The sequence below is a fragment of the Klebsiella sp. 10 genome (assembly GCF_018223925.1).
In the GTDB taxonomy this organism is placed as follows: Bacteria; Pseudomonadota; Gammaproteobacteria; order Enterobacterales; family Enterobacteriaceae; genus Klebsiella; species Klebsiella pneumoniae.
Genome location: NZ_JAGRRB010000011.1, coordinates 268,397 through 280,335 on the forward strand (window position 1 = coordinate 268,397; position 11,939 = coordinate 280,335).

An 11,939-nucleotide genomic window follows, 5' to 3' on the forward strand; every position below is an offset into this window, starting at 1 on the left:
ATTGTGCTCGCGCAGGAATCAGAACGGAAAGTGGATTAGTTTGACGTCGTCCGGCGTCACCTTGACCATCGAACCTTCGCTGTGCCAGGCGCCAAGTACCACACGCCATGCGGGTTGGCCGTTGGCCTGCAGTTCATGGACCGCCGGGCGATGAGTATGGCCGTGGATCAGCCACTGCACGTGATGCCGCTCCATTGCGTCAACTACCGCCTGTGGATTCACATCCATAATTTCCATTGATTTACTGCTGTTGGCGGCTTTGCTGTCGGCGCGCATGCGGGCGGCGATGCGATGGCGAATAAACAGCGGCAGGGCCAGGAACAAACGCTGGATCCACGGGGTGTGGACTTTGGCGCGAAACGCCAGATAGCCTTGGTCATCGGTGCACAGCGTGTCGCCATGCATGATCAAGACTTCACGGCCATAGAGGTCCAGTCGCTCTTCTTCGGCGAGCAGGATCATCCCGCTCTGGCGGGCAAAGCGCTGGCCGACGAGAAAATCGCGGTTGCCATGGATGAAGTAGCACGGCACGCCGGCGTCGACGACGGCTTTGATTGCCGAGGCAATTTGTTGGTGCAGCGGGTTAGGATCGTCATCGCCGATCCATGCCTCAAACAGATCGCCAAGGATATACAGAGCGTCCGCCTGGCGGGCTTCGCCCTGTAAAAAACGCAGAAAACCGGCGGTGATCGCCGGTTCTTCTGTTTGCAGGTGCAAATCTGCAATAAAAAGTGTCGCCACGAATTACTCGCTGACGGTGACGCTTTTGATGATCACATCATCTTTCGGCACATCCTGGTGCATGCCGCTGCGGCCGGTGGCAACCGCTTTGATTTTGTCTACCACGTCCATGCCTTCAACCACTTCCGCGAAGACGCAGTAGCCCCAACCCTGCAGACTTTCGCCGGAGAAGTTCAGGAAGTCGTTGTCAACCACGTTGATGAAGAACTGCGCGGTGGCAGAGTGCGGCGCCTGAGTACGGGCCATCGCCAGCGTGCCGCGGGTGTTTTTCAGACCGTTGTTCGCTTCGTTCTGAATCGGAGATTTGGTCGCTTTTTGTTTCATGCCAGGTTCAAAACCGCCGCCCTGAATCATGAAGCCGTTGATAACACGGTGGAAAATGGTGTTGTCGTAGAAACCTTCGCGGCAGTAGTCCAGGAAGTTTTTAACTGTTTCCGGCGCTTTGTCGTCAAACGTTTTGATTACGATATCGCCATGATTGGTGTGGAAAGTAACCATTTTTGCATCCTGTTCCGATGAGTGTGGTGCTAGCACCCGGTGTCGGGTGAGATATAGGGGGGTGTTATAGCATAACCGCGGGGGTCGATGCACCTTGCAATGTGTGCTGCGTCCGGTCTGAATTATGGGTATTATAGAGACTTCATTACCCACACACGTCTACACGGAATCTTCGATGTTAAAAATTTTTAATACACTGACGCGCCAGAAAGAGGAATTTAAACCTATCCATGCCGGGGAAGTCGGCATGTACGTGTGTGGTATTACCGTTTACGATCTCTGTCATATCGGCCATGGACGTACCTTCGTCTCCTTTGACGTCGTGGCGCGCTATCTGCGTTTTCTCGGCTATAAGCTGAAGTACGTGCGCAATATCACCGATATCGACGACAAAATCATTAAGCGCGCTAATGAAAACGGCGAAAGCTTTGTCGCGCTGGTCGATCGCATGATTGCCGAAATGCACAAAGATTTTGACGCGCTGAATATTCTGCGTCCCGACAGCGAGCCGCGCGCAACGCACCATATTGCGGAGATCATTGAGATCACCGAGCAGCTGATCGCCAAAGGCCATGCTTACGTGGCAGATAACGGCGACGTGATGTTCGACGTGCCGACGGACCCGAACTACGGTCTGCTGTCGCGTCAGGATCTCGATCAACTGCAGGCGGGGGCGCGCGTCGACGTGGTTGACGTCAAGCGTAACCCGATGGACTTCGTCCTGTGGAAAATGTCGAAAGAGGGCGAGCCGAGCTGGCCGTCGCCGTGGGGCGCGGGCCGTCCGGGCTGGCATATCGAGTGCTCGGCGATGAACTGCAAGCAGCTTGGCAACCACTTCGATATTCACGGCGGCGGTTCGGATCTGATGTTCCCTCACCATGAAAACGAAATCGCCCAGTCCACCTGCGCCCACGACGGTGAATACGTCAACTACTGGATGCACTCCGGCATGGTGATGGTTGACCGCGAGAAGATGTCGAAATCGCTGGGTAATTTCTTTACCGTCCGCGACGTGCTGAAGTATTACGATGCGGAGACGATTCGCTACTTCCTGATGTCCGGCCACTATCGCAGCCAGCTGAACTACAGCGAAGAGAACCTCAAGCAGGCGCGTTCGGCGCTGGAGCGTCTGTACACCGCGCTGCGCGGGACGGACAAATCCGTCGATGCGGCGGGTGGCGAAGCCTTCGAAGCACGCTTTATCGAGGCGATGGACGACGACTTCAACACCCCGGAAGCCTACTCGGTGCTGTTCGATATGGCGCGTGAAGTGAACCGTCTGAAAACCGAGGACACGGCCGCGGCGAACGCCATGGCGGCCCACCTGCGTAAGCTTGCTGCGGTGCTGGGTCTGCTGGAGCAGGAGCCGGAGGCGTTCCTGCAGAGCGGCGCGCAGGTTGACGACGCGGAAGTGGCGGAGATCGAATCGCTCATCCAGCAGCGTCTGGACGCGCGCAAAGCGAAAGACTGGGCGGCGGCGGATGCGGCGCGCGACCGTCTCAACGAGATGGGCATTGTGCTGGAAGATGGCCCGCAGGGCACCACCTGGCGCCGGAAGTAAGCCATAAAAAAACGCCCGCAAAAGCGGGCGTTTTTATTTTCGCTGTCAGGCCGTGACGGTCACGCTCTGGCCTTCAAAGCTCACCGTCTGACCAGCGACGATTTTGCAGCGTTTGCGGGTTTCCACCGCGCCGTCGACTTTTACCAGCCCGTCGGCGATGGCGATCTTCGCCTGGGCGCCGCTTTCGCTCCAGCCTTCCAGCTTCAGCAGATCGCACAGCTCAACGTGCGGGTGTTTACCTAAGGAAAATGTCGCCATCTCAGGCCTCCTCAACGTCGTGATACTCTTCGCACGCCTGCAGCGTGTTCTGAATCAGGGTAGCGACAGTCATCGGGCCAACGCCGCCGGGAACCGGGGTGATGTAGGACGCGCGTTCGGCGGCATCTTCATACACCACGTCGCCGACCACTTTGCCGCTTTCCAGACGGTTGATGCCGACATCGACCACAATCGCCCCTTCTTTAATCCACTCGCCAGGAATAAAGCCCGGTTTGCCCACCGCGACGATCAGCAGGTCGGCGTTTTCGACATGATGGCGCAGGTTTTTGGTAAAGCGGTGGGTGACGGTGGTGGTGCAGCCGGCCAGCAGCAGCTCCATACTCATCGGGCGACCGACGATATTGGAGGCGCCAATGACCACCGCATTGAGGCCGTAGGTGTCGATATTGTAGCGTTCCAGCAAGGTCACGATACCGCGCGGAGTGCACGGACGCAGGCGCGGCGCGCGCTGGCACAGGCGGCCAACGTTGTAAGGATGGAAGCCGTCGACGTCTTTATCCGGCGCGATGCGCTCGAGAACTTTGACGTTATCGATCCCTGCCGGCAGGGGCAGCTGAACCAGAATACCGTCGATGGTCTTATCGGCATTCAGAGTGTCGATAAGCTCCAGCAGCTCGGCTTCGCTGGTGGTTTCCGGGAGATCGTAAGAGCGGGAGACGAAGCCCACTTCTTCACATGCTTTGCGCTTGCTGCCGACATAAATCTGCGAGGCCGGGTTGCTGCCGACCAGCACCACGGCCAGCCCAGGGGCGCGTTTTCCGGCCGCAACGCGAGCCTTCACTTTTTCCGCAACCTCAGAGCGTACCTGCTGCGCAATCGTTTTACCGTCAATAATTTTTGCTGCCATCAGAGAGAGGATTCCATCTGTATCTTTACGAAAGGGGGATGAGGATATTTTGTCAGAAGCGGGCCTCGCTGTCAGTCCTCGTTTGCTGTTTTATCCTGTCTGAGGCTAATTTAGCCTGTTATGACCATGGTTATTACATGGTTATTGGTGCGTTGCGCCTGGCCACTGAGTCGATTTACGCGCGCATGAGCCCCAGCGGTATGCTTCTTGTACAGTTGGTGGGGGATATTTCGCCAGCGTCGTATAAGCCCGCAGTTTCCTGGCAAAATGGATTGACTCAACCGACGTGGACCGTATAATTCCACGCGTTTCACTCCGCGAAGCACTCGCTTCTCAGGGCGCCCTTAGCTCAGCTGGATAGAGCAACGGCCTTCTAAGCCGTAGGTCACAGGTTCGAATCCTGTAGGGCGTGCCATTAAGAAACAACAACTTACGCCAGTTTTAAACCAGCCTGATTTCCTCCTTGTGTCGTATTTGTGTCGCTAGCGCCAAAAATGGCGTCAATTTTCCGTGCGTGTTCGGTCAGGTGGTTCGGTGCCAGGTGAGCATAACGGCGCACCATCTCGATGCTCTCCCATCCTCCCATTTCCTGTAAAACAGAAAGCGGGACGCCGGACTGGATCAGCCAGCTCGCCCAGGTGTGCCGGAGGTCGTGAAAACGGAAATCCTCGATCCCCGCTTTTTTCAACCCGGCGCGCCAGGCGTTATTGTCATCCACCCGCATTTTTCTAACCGCGGGCGTCAGCGTTCCATCAGGGCGATGCTTTGCCGTCGTGTGAACGAACACCCACCGGGAATGCTTCCCTATCTGATCCCTTAATACCCTGCATGCGGTATCATTCAGAGCTACGCCAATCGCCTTGCCCGCTTTTGCGTTCTCCGGATTTACCCATGCAACCTTTCTCTGCATATCGACCTGCTGCCACTCAAGCCCGATGATGTTTGAGCGGCGCAGGCCGGTTGCCAGTGCAAATATCACCACTGGCTTAATGCTCTCCGGCATGCACTCGATCAACCGCTCAGCTTCTTCTCTGGTCAGCCACCGTATCCGCTTACTGATCGGCTTGCGGGTTTTGATAACAGGAGCTGTTTTTATCCAGCCCCAGTCATTCGCCGCGGCCCTGAGAAGGGATCGAATGAAGGAAAGGTGTTGCGCCTTCGTCGCCTGCGAAACCTGCCGTGGTTTGTACTCCGGAACAGGCTTACCCTTCCTCAGCGCGGCATCACGCTTACTCTCCCACACCTGCAGGTGTTTACGGTTGATCATCCCGTTAACGGCTTCATGAACTTCCTCCGCCGTTATCTTCGAGACATCACGGCCGGAAAAATGCTGCAGCCAAAACTCAATTTTGGTTTTGTCATCATCCAGCGATCGCTTATGGTCCTTTTCCCGCAGCCACCGGATGCAGCACTCTTCGAAGGTTCTGACGGGCAGGTCGCCGATCTGGTCAACCCGCCACGCTTCCGCCTTCAGCTTGTCGTGGAGCTCCTGAGCCTGCTTTTTGTCCCCCGTGCCAAGAGATCGCCTAACTCTTTTTCCTGACGGCGTAAAGAAATGACAGTGCCACACGCCGCCCCTGAGGGTGATTGACATAAAACTTCTCCTTTATGTTCACCCGCGTTCGCGATGACAGGATCGCGCGGGGTTTTCAAATATGCAATACAAGCTGCTTCGGTCGTTCTGTACTTGTTGCCGACCTTGCGGCCGGCGAGCTCCCCAGACTCAATCAGGCGGTAGATCACGCGCGCCGACACGATGAGCAAATCGGCGGCCTGCTGTGCTGTTATCGGTTTGTCAGATGTCATATCACCTCCGATGCTTACCGCGTAATTCCTCTTCTTCCTGACAGTCAGCGCAGCGCTGACAACCCGCCACCAGTTCCCGGCGCCGCTCTGGTATCTCTTCCCCGCAGTCGCGGCAGTGAGTAGCTGAAACAGCGTTATGGTTGATGCGCATGTTCTGGATGGTCATTTCCAGCCGGCGCTCTGCCAGCTCGTTGGCCTGATCGATGATTTCTGCGCTCATGCTGCACCGCCTTCAACGCGCTTGAACTCGATAACCCAAACCCAGGGGTTGGCGTTCCAACTTTCAGCACCGTAGATTGACGCCCACAGGCGCGCGAACACATCAGCTACACAGTCGCCACTTTTCATGTCGGCGATACTGCACCCTTCGCGTATCGCATCGCCGTCACTGATACTCTTCAGTCGTTCAACCCGCACGTCGGTGATTTCCAGCAGAATGCGGCTGGCCCAGCGCGGCATGTGGATTGATGGCGTCCACTTGATGGTGTCGTAAAAGCCATCCTCCAAATCTTCACGTTTGTGAGTTGCTCGGTAGGCAAGCGTAGATTTTGTGGATAAACCGCTTGCAAACGCCTCTCTTACCCAGATGCGATCGCCGACGTCTCCGAACGGGCAAGCATCTCCAACAAGCCCACCCCAGCCACCTTTGCCGTTCTGCATTTCATCTTCGACATGAAGCATTTTTTTGAACACGTTGCTTGGCCACCAGTGTCCACCCCGGGGGCATGGTTCTGGTTGAGGTTTCATAATCCGCCGTGTCTGCGTCTTTCGGCCGTCGAGAATGGCGCGCACCATCTCAGCGTTAAAAATCATTCCGCGTTCTTTCATGACTCCACTCCATACCGCCCATTCATGCGGCCAATAACACTGACAAATTTCACCAGGCTGACACCCATCGGCTTTACCTTCTCGTAGTGCTTGCGAAGGATGGGGGGGGCATACAGCGTTCCACTTCGGTTTAGGCTTTACGCTCATCGCTTTGGTTATCTCTTCTGCGCAGCGACGAGCCTGGGCGCGGAGAGCGTTTTCTTTTTCTTCTGGCGTCATGCTGCCTCCCGCTTCTTGTTGAGATGGGGTGCATTCGAAAGGAAAACCGCCTTTGCAAATCCAAGAGGCGTTGCGCTGCGAATGTTGGCGCGCTCGTCGCTGGGCGGACATTCGTGAATTCGGTTGTCCGGATACCAGTCAGTCACCAACCCGGCAAAGGACGTTCCGGATATGGCTTCGATCGCCTTTTTCTTCGGCATCATGCGGCCGCAGGCTAGCTTCACGGCGTCGATAGCCGCTTCAACCATCGGGTGCATATTCTCTGCCGGCGCCTTGAAGCCGTTACCCGTCCAGAGGCATGTCTGCTTCGTGTAGTTGTCATCCCCGCACAGCCCGGTGAACTGGTACGGATGGAATGTGTAATCGGCCGAGCCAAAGATGCTGCTGAACACACTCACCGGGTTTTCGAATGCCCACGGGCAACCTGTCACCATTCCAATCATGCGGCATTGCTCAGCGACCAGTGCGGCCTTGGCCTGGAAATGTGGGTCTTTGGCTCGTTTAGCCTCGAACCAACGGGAGCCCGATACCGCAACATGAGTGCACGGAGGAAAACCAATAACCATAACGATGTTCTCGGTGCGAATAATTTGAGAAAGCCGCGGCATAGCCTCAAGGATGGTTTCCGATATGCGCTCAACAGGACCGTCGATCGAAGTTTCAAGGTGCTGCGGGTCCACCAGGACGGCGCGATAACCTGCTTCGACCCATGGCTCAGCCATTTTCCCTGTTAAATCACAGAGGCAGATAACAGTACCTTTGCTCATGTCGCCTCCAGATTCCCGATCCGCTTTAACTCAGCCAGCGATACGGACGTAATGATGTGTCGCGGGGTGATGTACGGGCGCCAGATAAACAGGAGCGAGCCTTTAGGGTTGCTCTGGCGCTTTCCTGTAACAGATGCCGGAACAAACTGAACACGGCCGCCAGTTATGAGCCTGAGTTCATCAGCTGATTGCATGGCTGAAATAAACCAGCCGGTAGAAATGTCAGCCGGTAACAACATCACTACGGCCTGAGACTGCGCCCGGGATTGCTCAGCAGCCTTTTCTACCCACGGCCCAATATCGGAATAGGGCGGGTTACACCATATCGCGCCGTATGACACCCATTCGCTGTTCAGCGAGTCATCCAGCTCAGTGAGATAGTGAGCGCATAGCGCATTACTCTCAGAGGCTGCAGCATCCAGCCAGAAGCCAAACTCGCGGTCGAGCGCGTTGAAAATTTCAATCGGCGTTTGCCAGTAGTCACGTTCATTTTTTGGAGTTTTCGATCCGCCATAATCAGTCATTGCGCACCTCTTTTCGTGTCCAGCTCTTCAGCCAGCCTCTGAGCCTTTAACGGGTTTCTTACCACTTCACCAGATGGCATTAGCCAGCCACGATGGAGAACGGAGTACAGACACTTCACTTTTCCTACGGTTATGGCGTCGCGGTAATGTTTCATTCGAGCTCCAGTATCATTCGCTTAGTCTCTGCCACAAGGGAGAGGAACTCATTCCTTCTCGCGCGAAGGCGGCCTATCTCTGATTGACACTCAGCGGCCGTCAGGCGATAAACAATGAGTTGCTTCCCGTCAGGGAAGTCAGAGCAGTAGCTGATGAAGTCAACCCAATCCCGGCCAGAGCAATCAAGGTGGCCGATTAGTTGCCATCTATATGCCGGATCGAAGGCGCCGCGGGTGAGGGTGGCGTAGTGAGTGGCGGCAATTACCGACTTAATCTCAACCAACCCGTCCCGGCCAACGAGTCCGTCTGGACTATCCCCATACGTTTCGTGATCAAAGAAACCGCCGTTATCCACGTCGACGAAGTTCATCTCTTCGTACAGCATGCGAGCGATTGGCTCCTGTTCGTGGCCGCGCTCCATATGGTCGTTTGTGAAGCCAAACTCAGACTTGCACCCTTTAATCTGCTCAAGAGCTAACTGAAGCGCATAACGCTTGGCTGGCTCACCAAACGCCTTGCCATCGTTAGCCATAATCAAGCCGAAGTTTGAAGCGGTAGCCTTCCCCAGGCGAAGAGCATCCCACTCTTCCCCGTTTTGCTCGACGTCATGCCAGATCATGCTGAGCACTCCTGTTCCAGTTGGCGGCGATGCTCTGGAGAAATGTCCATTCTCGCCAGCACTGCATCCAGGTTGCCATCGCGCTTGAAGGCGGCCTTAGCGTTATTCCATGCTTGCGTTTTTTCCGGCGAAAGCACAGGTTTTGAAACGCGCGCTGGGCTTAAGCGGAGACCTTCAACCGATTCCTTTCCGAACCTGACATTTTTATCGACGTAAACAGTGACTTTCACGCCTACCCAATCCTCAAGGAATGGCGATCCGGTAATGCTTTTCAGCATCTTGCTGTTGGTGGCATTCAGGATCATTGGCTTAAGCTTTTCGCCAGGGCGTAACTCGCGCTCCTCAAAATAAGCGGTGTTAAAAACGTCTTTAGTTTTTTTGGTTTTGTCGCTTTCTAATGTTGCCCGGGCGATCGTCAGCACCGTAGGTTCAACGATGTCGGCACTGCTCAGATAGGGAGAGTCAAAAGCTTTTCGGTAGTGAGTTTTAGATTCAGACATTTCATGTATCCTTAAAACGGGCAGCCTGTGCGGTGATCCCAGTCGTATTCCGCCTGGGCGTAAGCTATTGCTGTGCGCAAGTCGTTGTATACCTCGCCAGCCTTATCGCTACGGAGGCCTTCATATGGAAACGCCTTGGACGATACAGACTGGCGTAGTGCCGCGTATGGATCCTCTGGAAGGCTGTCAAAGACCTCTTTTGCCCGATCTTCAATCCACTTTTCCTTCTCTTCGGACAGCGTTTGTTCAGCCCACTTACGCTCTTCGATAGCGTCGTATGCGCGGTATGCGTTCATAGCTCGCTCCTGAAATTTGGTTGTGAAACGCCCGGCACCGTAATGGCTGCCAGATAGCTCAGTTAAATTCTTCGTTTCGATTACCGGCTGAGACCTTGTCCCAACCCGTTCAGATAAACTTCAACCAGCAAGTCGGTTGTGTAAGTCCGCTCAATCCCGCGATGCAGGTACAGGCGGCCGCGTTTATTTGCTGATGCTGTCCAGGTGCTTTCCCGATGCTTAACGAGCATCCCAGGAAGAACAGCGCCGCGGTTAACGGTCTGTGTCCCGTAATGATGACTAACCATTGAACACCCCCGTAGCGTGCAGAATTTTGATAATCAACGCTGCCCAGATAACGCCGCAGATCAGCAGGCAGTAAATCAGTGAACGAATGCCTTGTTTGCTCATTTTCCACCCCAGCACGGATAGCTAACTGCGATAACAGCAACCAAAAACGGAACGACCTTTAACCAAAAATTACGCCATGCAGGCTTGTCTTCTTCGCGGATCATCTCTTCACCTTTGCCTTATCGCGGCTAACGGGACGTTTTGACTTCACCCCGGCGTTGCCGGTGTTGTTTGGATGAGATGATAATGTACTAATGGTTCATCAATGTAAAGTACCAAAAGTACATTTTTGATTTGGTAATAGTTCATTTCAATGTAAGTCAATGAACTTAAAGTATAATTATTTTATGTTTTGTTTTTGGTAGGGGTTGTTTGGCAGTGGAGCTGGCACTGGACGTGCTGATGCTGAGGGAAGAGTAGGGCAGTAAAAATCCGGCGCGGTGGCCGGATCAAAAGTTATGCTGCAGTTTGCAATTACCGGTCTGGCTTATTCAAAGTCATCCCGCTCATCCCTTCGCTTGAAGAAAATCTTATCTAGCCTGAGCACGATCCCAACCAGTCCGATAATCAGCAAAGTAATGAGTATTGGGATAATCAGATCAGACATGCTTCCTCTGCGTGCTAAGGCTTTACCCGTGCTTCCTGTACGTCTGCGGCATGCTGCCGATCACCTTGCCGAACACGAACACCCGATTCATCTCATCTTTCTCGATCGGTTCCCAAGGGGCATAGCTCTTGTTGTCAGATATAACCAGCAGCTTGTCCTTCATCTTTTGCAGGCGCTTAACATGTGCAGTGTCGTCGTACAGGAAGGCGTAAATTCCATCACCGTCAAACTTCCTTACGCTGACGTCGACGAACAACAGATCTCCCGGCTCAATCGTACCTGACATACTGTCGCCGCGGACGTTGATAATCCTGATGTTCTCAGCTTTGCGCCCATCAAACATATGGTTAGCCTCAGCTGGCGCATACTCAACTGAACGGAGTATCTCAACGAACTCTTGGTTTATCACCCCTGGACCAGCGCTGACGGCGATATCCAAGAGGTCAATCCTAAAGATGTCTTTTCGATTGGTTGCCGATCCTGGTTCAATACCATCATCGTCAGCATCGCCAAGTAGGTAGGATGCAGACGTGCCTATATGGGACGCTAAAGCCTGTAGCGTCCCCCTCCTTGGTATTGACTCCCCATTAAACCATTTGCTCACGGCCTTCGGTGTCAACTTCATTCTCTTGGCGATCTCAGCCTGGCGACCGTGTGGCATCAATCCAGCTTTATCGCAGGCCAGCGCTAGCCTCAGAGAAAATTCTTTTCGCGCTCTTTCTTCGTGAACCATATGTTCAATCATAATATCACTTGCGTGAACTATCAGTTCCGACTTAATATGTACTTACAGTTCATTATTGAGGGTTAAACATGGCACCTAACAGTCTTGGCGAAATCATCAAAAAGATTCGCGTTCCTGTTGTAGCTAAAGCCTGTGGTTGCTCTCCGCGCGCAATTTACAAGTGGATTGCCAACGGAAGCCTGCCGAGAACGGACTACACCGACGAGACCAATTACGCAGAAAAAATCGCTCTCGCTTCTGGCGGCCAGTTTACTGCTGCGCAGATCCGGGAAGTCAGCAAGCCTAAAGCCGCCTGACTGGCGGCCATTCCAAACAACACCAGAGGAAGTATCACAAATGGAGAGTTCAACGACACGCAACAAAGTGGAGGCTCGCAGGATAGAAAGCTGGTTACACAGCCAGATAGCTGAACTGGGGACCACAACTATAGCCAAAGTGGCCGGAGTGAATAAGTCGACGGTGAGTCGCTGGCGGGAAAGTCTGCTGCCGAACATGTCGCTACTGCTGGCCATCCTGATTTCTAACAGGCCGGGAGAGAAAGGTGACTTTGAAGCATGAGTGGGAACAGAAGGGCGAAAGCCGCAGTGCGGTAACACTAACGGCTTTCTACGCGAAT

The 11,939-nt window shown here is 54.2% G+C and carries 20 protein-coding genes, 1 tRNA gene and 2 pseudogenes; 4 read left to right on the plus strand and 19 right to left on the minus strand.

The genetic code is table 11. The features are described 5' to 3' along the window. Window positions 1-18 precede the first annotated feature (18 nt). Window positions 19-741: a UDP-2,3-diacylglucosamine diphosphatase gene (gene lpxH, locus KHQ26_RS13320; protein WP_004893764.1), complete on the minus strand. Its 723-nt coding sequence runs from the start codon at window positions 739-741 to the stop codon at window positions 19-21. A gap of 3 nt (window positions 742-744) precedes the next feature. Continuing rightward, entirely contained in the window at window positions 745-1,239 is a 495-nt protein-coding gene (gene ppiB / locus KHQ26_RS13325; protein ID WP_004151319.1) for a peptidylprolyl isomerase B, read from the minus strand. Between the two features lie 175 nt (window positions 1,240-1,414). Here ppiB and cysS point away from each other — a divergent pair, with 175 nt between their 5' ends. Then, window positions 1,415-2,800, plus strand: coding sequence for a cysteine--tRNA ligase (gene cysS / locus KHQ26_RS13330; RefSeq protein ID WP_020803895.1), 1,386 nt, complete (start codon window positions 1,415-1,417; stop codon window positions 2,798-2,800). Between the two features lie 45 nt (window positions 2,801-2,845). Here cysS and ybcJ read toward each other — a convergent pair whose 3' ends face one another. Together ybcJ and folD are read right to left on the minus strand one after the other, a co-directional pair. Continuing rightward, complete coding sequence (gene ybcJ / locus KHQ26_RS13335) at window positions 2,846-3,058, minus strand: ribosome-associated protein YbcJ (RefSeq protein ID WP_004143016.1); 213 nt, start codon at window positions 3,056-3,058, stop codon at window positions 2,846-2,848. Window position 3,059: 1 nt separating this feature from the next. Continuing rightward, window positions 3,060-3,926 (minus strand): bifunctional methylenetetrahydrofolate dehydrogenase/methenyltetrahydrofolate cyclohydrolase FolD, encoded by an 867-nt coding sequence (folD, locus tag KHQ26_RS13340; protein ID WP_004143017.1) that lies wholly within the window; start codon window positions 3,924-3,926, stop codon window positions 3,060-3,062. 338 nt (window positions 3,927-4,264) lie between these two features. Here folD and KHQ26_RS13345 point away from each other — a divergent pair. Then, window positions 4,265-4,341, plus strand: a tRNA-Arg gene (locus KHQ26_RS13345). A 15-nt stretch (window positions 4,342-4,356) separates the two neighbouring features. Here KHQ26_RS13345 and KHQ26_RS26055 read toward each other — a convergent pair. The 15 genes and pseudogenes from KHQ26_RS26055 to KHQ26_RS26295 all read right to left on the minus strand — a co-directional run bounded on the left by KHQ26_RS26055 (window position 4,357) and on the right by KHQ26_RS26295 (window position 11,323). Beyond that, complete coding sequence (locus KHQ26_RS26055) at window positions 4,357-5,514, minus strand: tyrosine-type recombinase/integrase (protein WP_223168401.1); 1,158 nt, start codon at window positions 5,512-5,514, stop codon at window positions 4,357-4,359. Further along, window positions 5,397-5,732, minus strand: coding sequence for a helix-turn-helix domain-containing protein (locus KHQ26_RS26220; RefSeq protein WP_071788041.1), 336 nt, complete (start codon window positions 5,730-5,732; stop codon window positions 5,397-5,399). The genes KHQ26_RS26055 and KHQ26_RS26220 overlap by 118 nt, the downstream gene beginning before the upstream one ends. A 1-nt stretch (window position 5,733) precedes the next feature. Then, a complete protein-coding gene (locus tag KHQ26_RS13355; protein ID WP_016529283.1) occupies window positions 5,734-5,952 on the minus strand; it encodes a TraR/DksA family transcriptional regulator in 219 nt (72 codons plus the stop codon). Continuing rightward, window positions 5,949-6,560, minus strand: a complete 612-nt coding sequence (locus KHQ26_RS13360; RefSeq protein ID WP_211657704.1) for a hypothetical protein — start codon at window positions 6,558-6,560, stop codon at window positions 5,949-5,951. Before KHQ26_RS13360 ends, KHQ26_RS13355 begins: the two co-directional genes overlap by 4 nt. Further along, window positions 6,557-6,779: pseudogene (locus KHQ26_RS13365) on the minus strand (hypothetical protein). The gene KHQ26_RS13360 and the pseudogene KHQ26_RS13365 overlap by 4 nt, the downstream one beginning before the upstream one ends. Further along, window positions 6,776-7,546 carry a dcm methylase gene (locus tag KHQ26_RS13370; protein ID WP_211657703.1) on the minus strand — a complete coding sequence of 257 codons (771 nt, stop codon included), beginning with the start codon at window positions 7,544-7,546 and terminating at the stop codon, window positions 6,776-6,778. The pseudogene KHQ26_RS13365 and the gene KHQ26_RS13370 overlap by 4 nt, the downstream one beginning before the upstream one ends. Continuing rightward, window positions 7,543-8,070: a phage N-6-adenine-methyltransferase gene (locus tag KHQ26_RS13375; RefSeq protein ID WP_211657702.1), complete on the minus strand. Its 528-nt coding sequence runs from the start codon at window positions 8,068-8,070 to the stop codon at window positions 7,543-7,545. Before KHQ26_RS13375 ends, KHQ26_RS13370 begins: the two co-directional genes overlap by 4 nt. After that, a complete protein-coding gene (locus tag KHQ26_RS13380) occupies window positions 8,067-8,225 on the minus strand; it encodes a DUF1317 family protein (protein ID WP_074420599.1) in 159 nt (52 codons plus the stop codon). Before KHQ26_RS13380 ends, KHQ26_RS13375 begins: the two co-directional genes overlap by 4 nt. Then, window positions 8,222-8,845: a lambda exonuclease family protein gene (locus tag KHQ26_RS13385; protein WP_065520814.1), complete on the minus strand. Its 624-nt coding sequence runs from the start codon at window positions 8,843-8,845 to the stop codon at window positions 8,222-8,224. Before KHQ26_RS13385 ends, KHQ26_RS13380 begins: the two co-directional genes overlap by 4 nt. Beyond that, complete coding sequence (locus KHQ26_RS13390; protein WP_162824057.1) at window positions 8,842-9,150, minus strand: hypothetical protein; 309 nt, start codon at window positions 9,148-9,150, stop codon at window positions 8,842-8,844. The genes KHQ26_RS13385 and KHQ26_RS13390 overlap by 4 nt, the downstream gene beginning before the upstream one ends. Continuing rightward, a pseudogene (locus tag KHQ26_RS13395) lies at window positions 9,147-9,345 on the minus strand (hypothetical protein). Before KHQ26_RS13395 ends, KHQ26_RS13390 begins: the two are co-directional and overlap by 4 nt. A gap of 11 nt (window positions 9,346-9,356) precedes the next feature. Further along, a complete protein-coding gene (gene gamL / locus KHQ26_RS13400; RefSeq protein ID WP_064174485.1) occupies window positions 9,357-9,641 on the minus strand; it encodes a host nuclease inhibitor GamL in 285 nt (94 codons plus the stop codon). An 80-nt stretch (window positions 9,642-9,721) separates the two neighbouring features. Next, window positions 9,722-9,928, minus strand: a complete 207-nt coding sequence (locus KHQ26_RS13405; RefSeq protein ID WP_008807814.1) for a phage encoded cell division inhibitor protein — start codon at window positions 9,926-9,928, stop codon at window positions 9,722-9,724. Further along, a complete protein-coding gene (locus KHQ26_RS13410; protein ID WP_164523432.1) occupies window positions 9,921-10,046 on the minus strand; it encodes a hypothetical protein in 126 nt (41 codons plus the stop codon). The genes KHQ26_RS13405 and KHQ26_RS13410 overlap by 8 nt, the downstream gene beginning before the upstream one ends. A gap of 554 nt (window positions 10,047-10,600) precedes the next feature. Then, on the minus strand, window positions 10,601-11,323 hold the full coding sequence (locus KHQ26_RS26295; protein ID WP_032431543.1) for an XRE family transcriptional regulator: 723 nt from the start codon (window positions 11,321-11,323) through the stop codon (window positions 10,601-10,603). 68 nt (window positions 11,324-11,391) lie between these two features. Between KHQ26_RS26295 and KHQ26_RS13420 the strand changes: the two genes are divergently transcribed. Together KHQ26_RS13420 and KHQ26_RS13425 are read left to right on the plus strand one after the other, a co-directional pair. Then, window positions 11,392-11,619: a Cro/Cl family transcriptional regulator gene (locus tag KHQ26_RS13420; RefSeq protein ID WP_032431544.1), complete on the plus strand. Its 228-nt coding sequence runs from the start codon at window positions 11,392-11,394 to the stop codon at window positions 11,617-11,619. Window positions 11,620-11,659: 40 nt separating this feature from the next. Further along, a complete protein-coding gene (locus KHQ26_RS13425; protein ID WP_004139615.1) occupies window positions 11,660-11,881 on the plus strand; it encodes a CII family transcriptional regulator in 222 nt (73 codons plus the stop codon). The last annotated feature ends 58 nt before the right edge of the window (window positions 11,882-11,939 follow it).

Excerpts from the sequence above, each read along its gene's own strand:
- ppiB (WP_004151319.1), bottom strand. The coding sequence starts at position 1,239 with ATGGTTACTTTCCACACCAATCATGGCGATATCGTAATCAAAACGTTT.
- cysS (WP_020803895.1), top strand. The coding sequence starts at position 1,415 with ATGTTAAAAATTTTTAATACACTGACGCGCCAGAAAGAGGAATTTAAA.
- ybcJ (WP_004143016.1), bottom strand. The coding sequence starts at position 3,058 with ATGGCGACATTTTCCTTAGGTAAACACCCGCACGTTGAGCTGTGCGAT.
- folD (WP_004143017.1), bottom strand. The coding sequence starts at position 3,926 with ATGGCAGCAAAAATTATTGACGGTAAAACGATTGCGCAGCAGGTACGC.
- KHQ26_RS26220 (WP_071788041.1), bottom strand. The coding sequence starts at position 5,732 with ATGACATCTGACAAACCGATAACAGCACAGCAGGCCGCCGATTTGCTC.
- KHQ26_RS13355 (WP_016529283.1), bottom strand. The coding sequence starts at position 5,952 with ATGAGCGCAGAAATCATCGATCAGGCCAACGAGCTGGCAGAGCGCCGG.
- KHQ26_RS13360 (WP_211657704.1), bottom strand. The coding sequence starts at position 6,560 with ATGAAAGAACGCGGAATGATTTTTAACGCTGAGATGGTGCGCGCCATT.
- KHQ26_RS13370 (WP_211657703.1), bottom strand. The coding sequence starts at position 7,546 with ATGAGCAAAGGTACTGTTATCTGCCTCTGTGATTTAACAGGGAAAATG.
- KHQ26_RS13375 (WP_211657702.1), bottom strand. The coding sequence starts at position 8,070 with ATGACTGATTATGGCGGATCGAAAACTCCAAAAAATGAACGTGACTAC.
- KHQ26_RS13380 (WP_074420599.1), bottom strand. The coding sequence starts at position 8,225 with ATGAAACATTACCGCGACGCCATAACCGTAGGAAAAGTGAAGTGTCTG.
- KHQ26_RS13385 (WP_065520814.1), bottom strand. The coding sequence starts at position 8,845 with ATGATCTGGCATGACGTCGAGCAAAACGGGGAAGAGTGGGATGCTCTT.
- KHQ26_RS13390 (WP_162824057.1), bottom strand. The coding sequence starts at position 9,150 with ATGATCCTGAATGCCACCAACAGCAAGATGCTGAAAAGCATTACCGGA.
- gamL (WP_064174485.1), bottom strand. The coding sequence starts at position 9,641 with ATGAACGCATACCGCGCATACGACGCTATCGAAGAGCGTAAGTGGGCT.
- KHQ26_RS13405 (WP_008807814.1), bottom strand. The coding sequence starts at position 9,928 with ATGGTTAGTCATCATTACGGGACACAGACCGTTAACCGCGGCGCTGTT.
- KHQ26_RS26295 (WP_032431543.1), bottom strand. The coding sequence starts at position 11,323 with ATGATTGAACATATGGTTCACGAAGAAAGAGCGCGAAAAGAATTTTCT.
- KHQ26_RS13420 (WP_032431544.1), top strand. The coding sequence starts at position 11,392 with ATGGCACCTAACAGTCTTGGCGAAATCATCAAAAAGATTCGCGTTCCT.
- KHQ26_RS13425 (WP_004139615.1), top strand. The coding sequence starts at position 11,660 with ATGGAGAGTTCAACGACACGCAACAAAGTGGAGGCTCGCAGGATAGAA.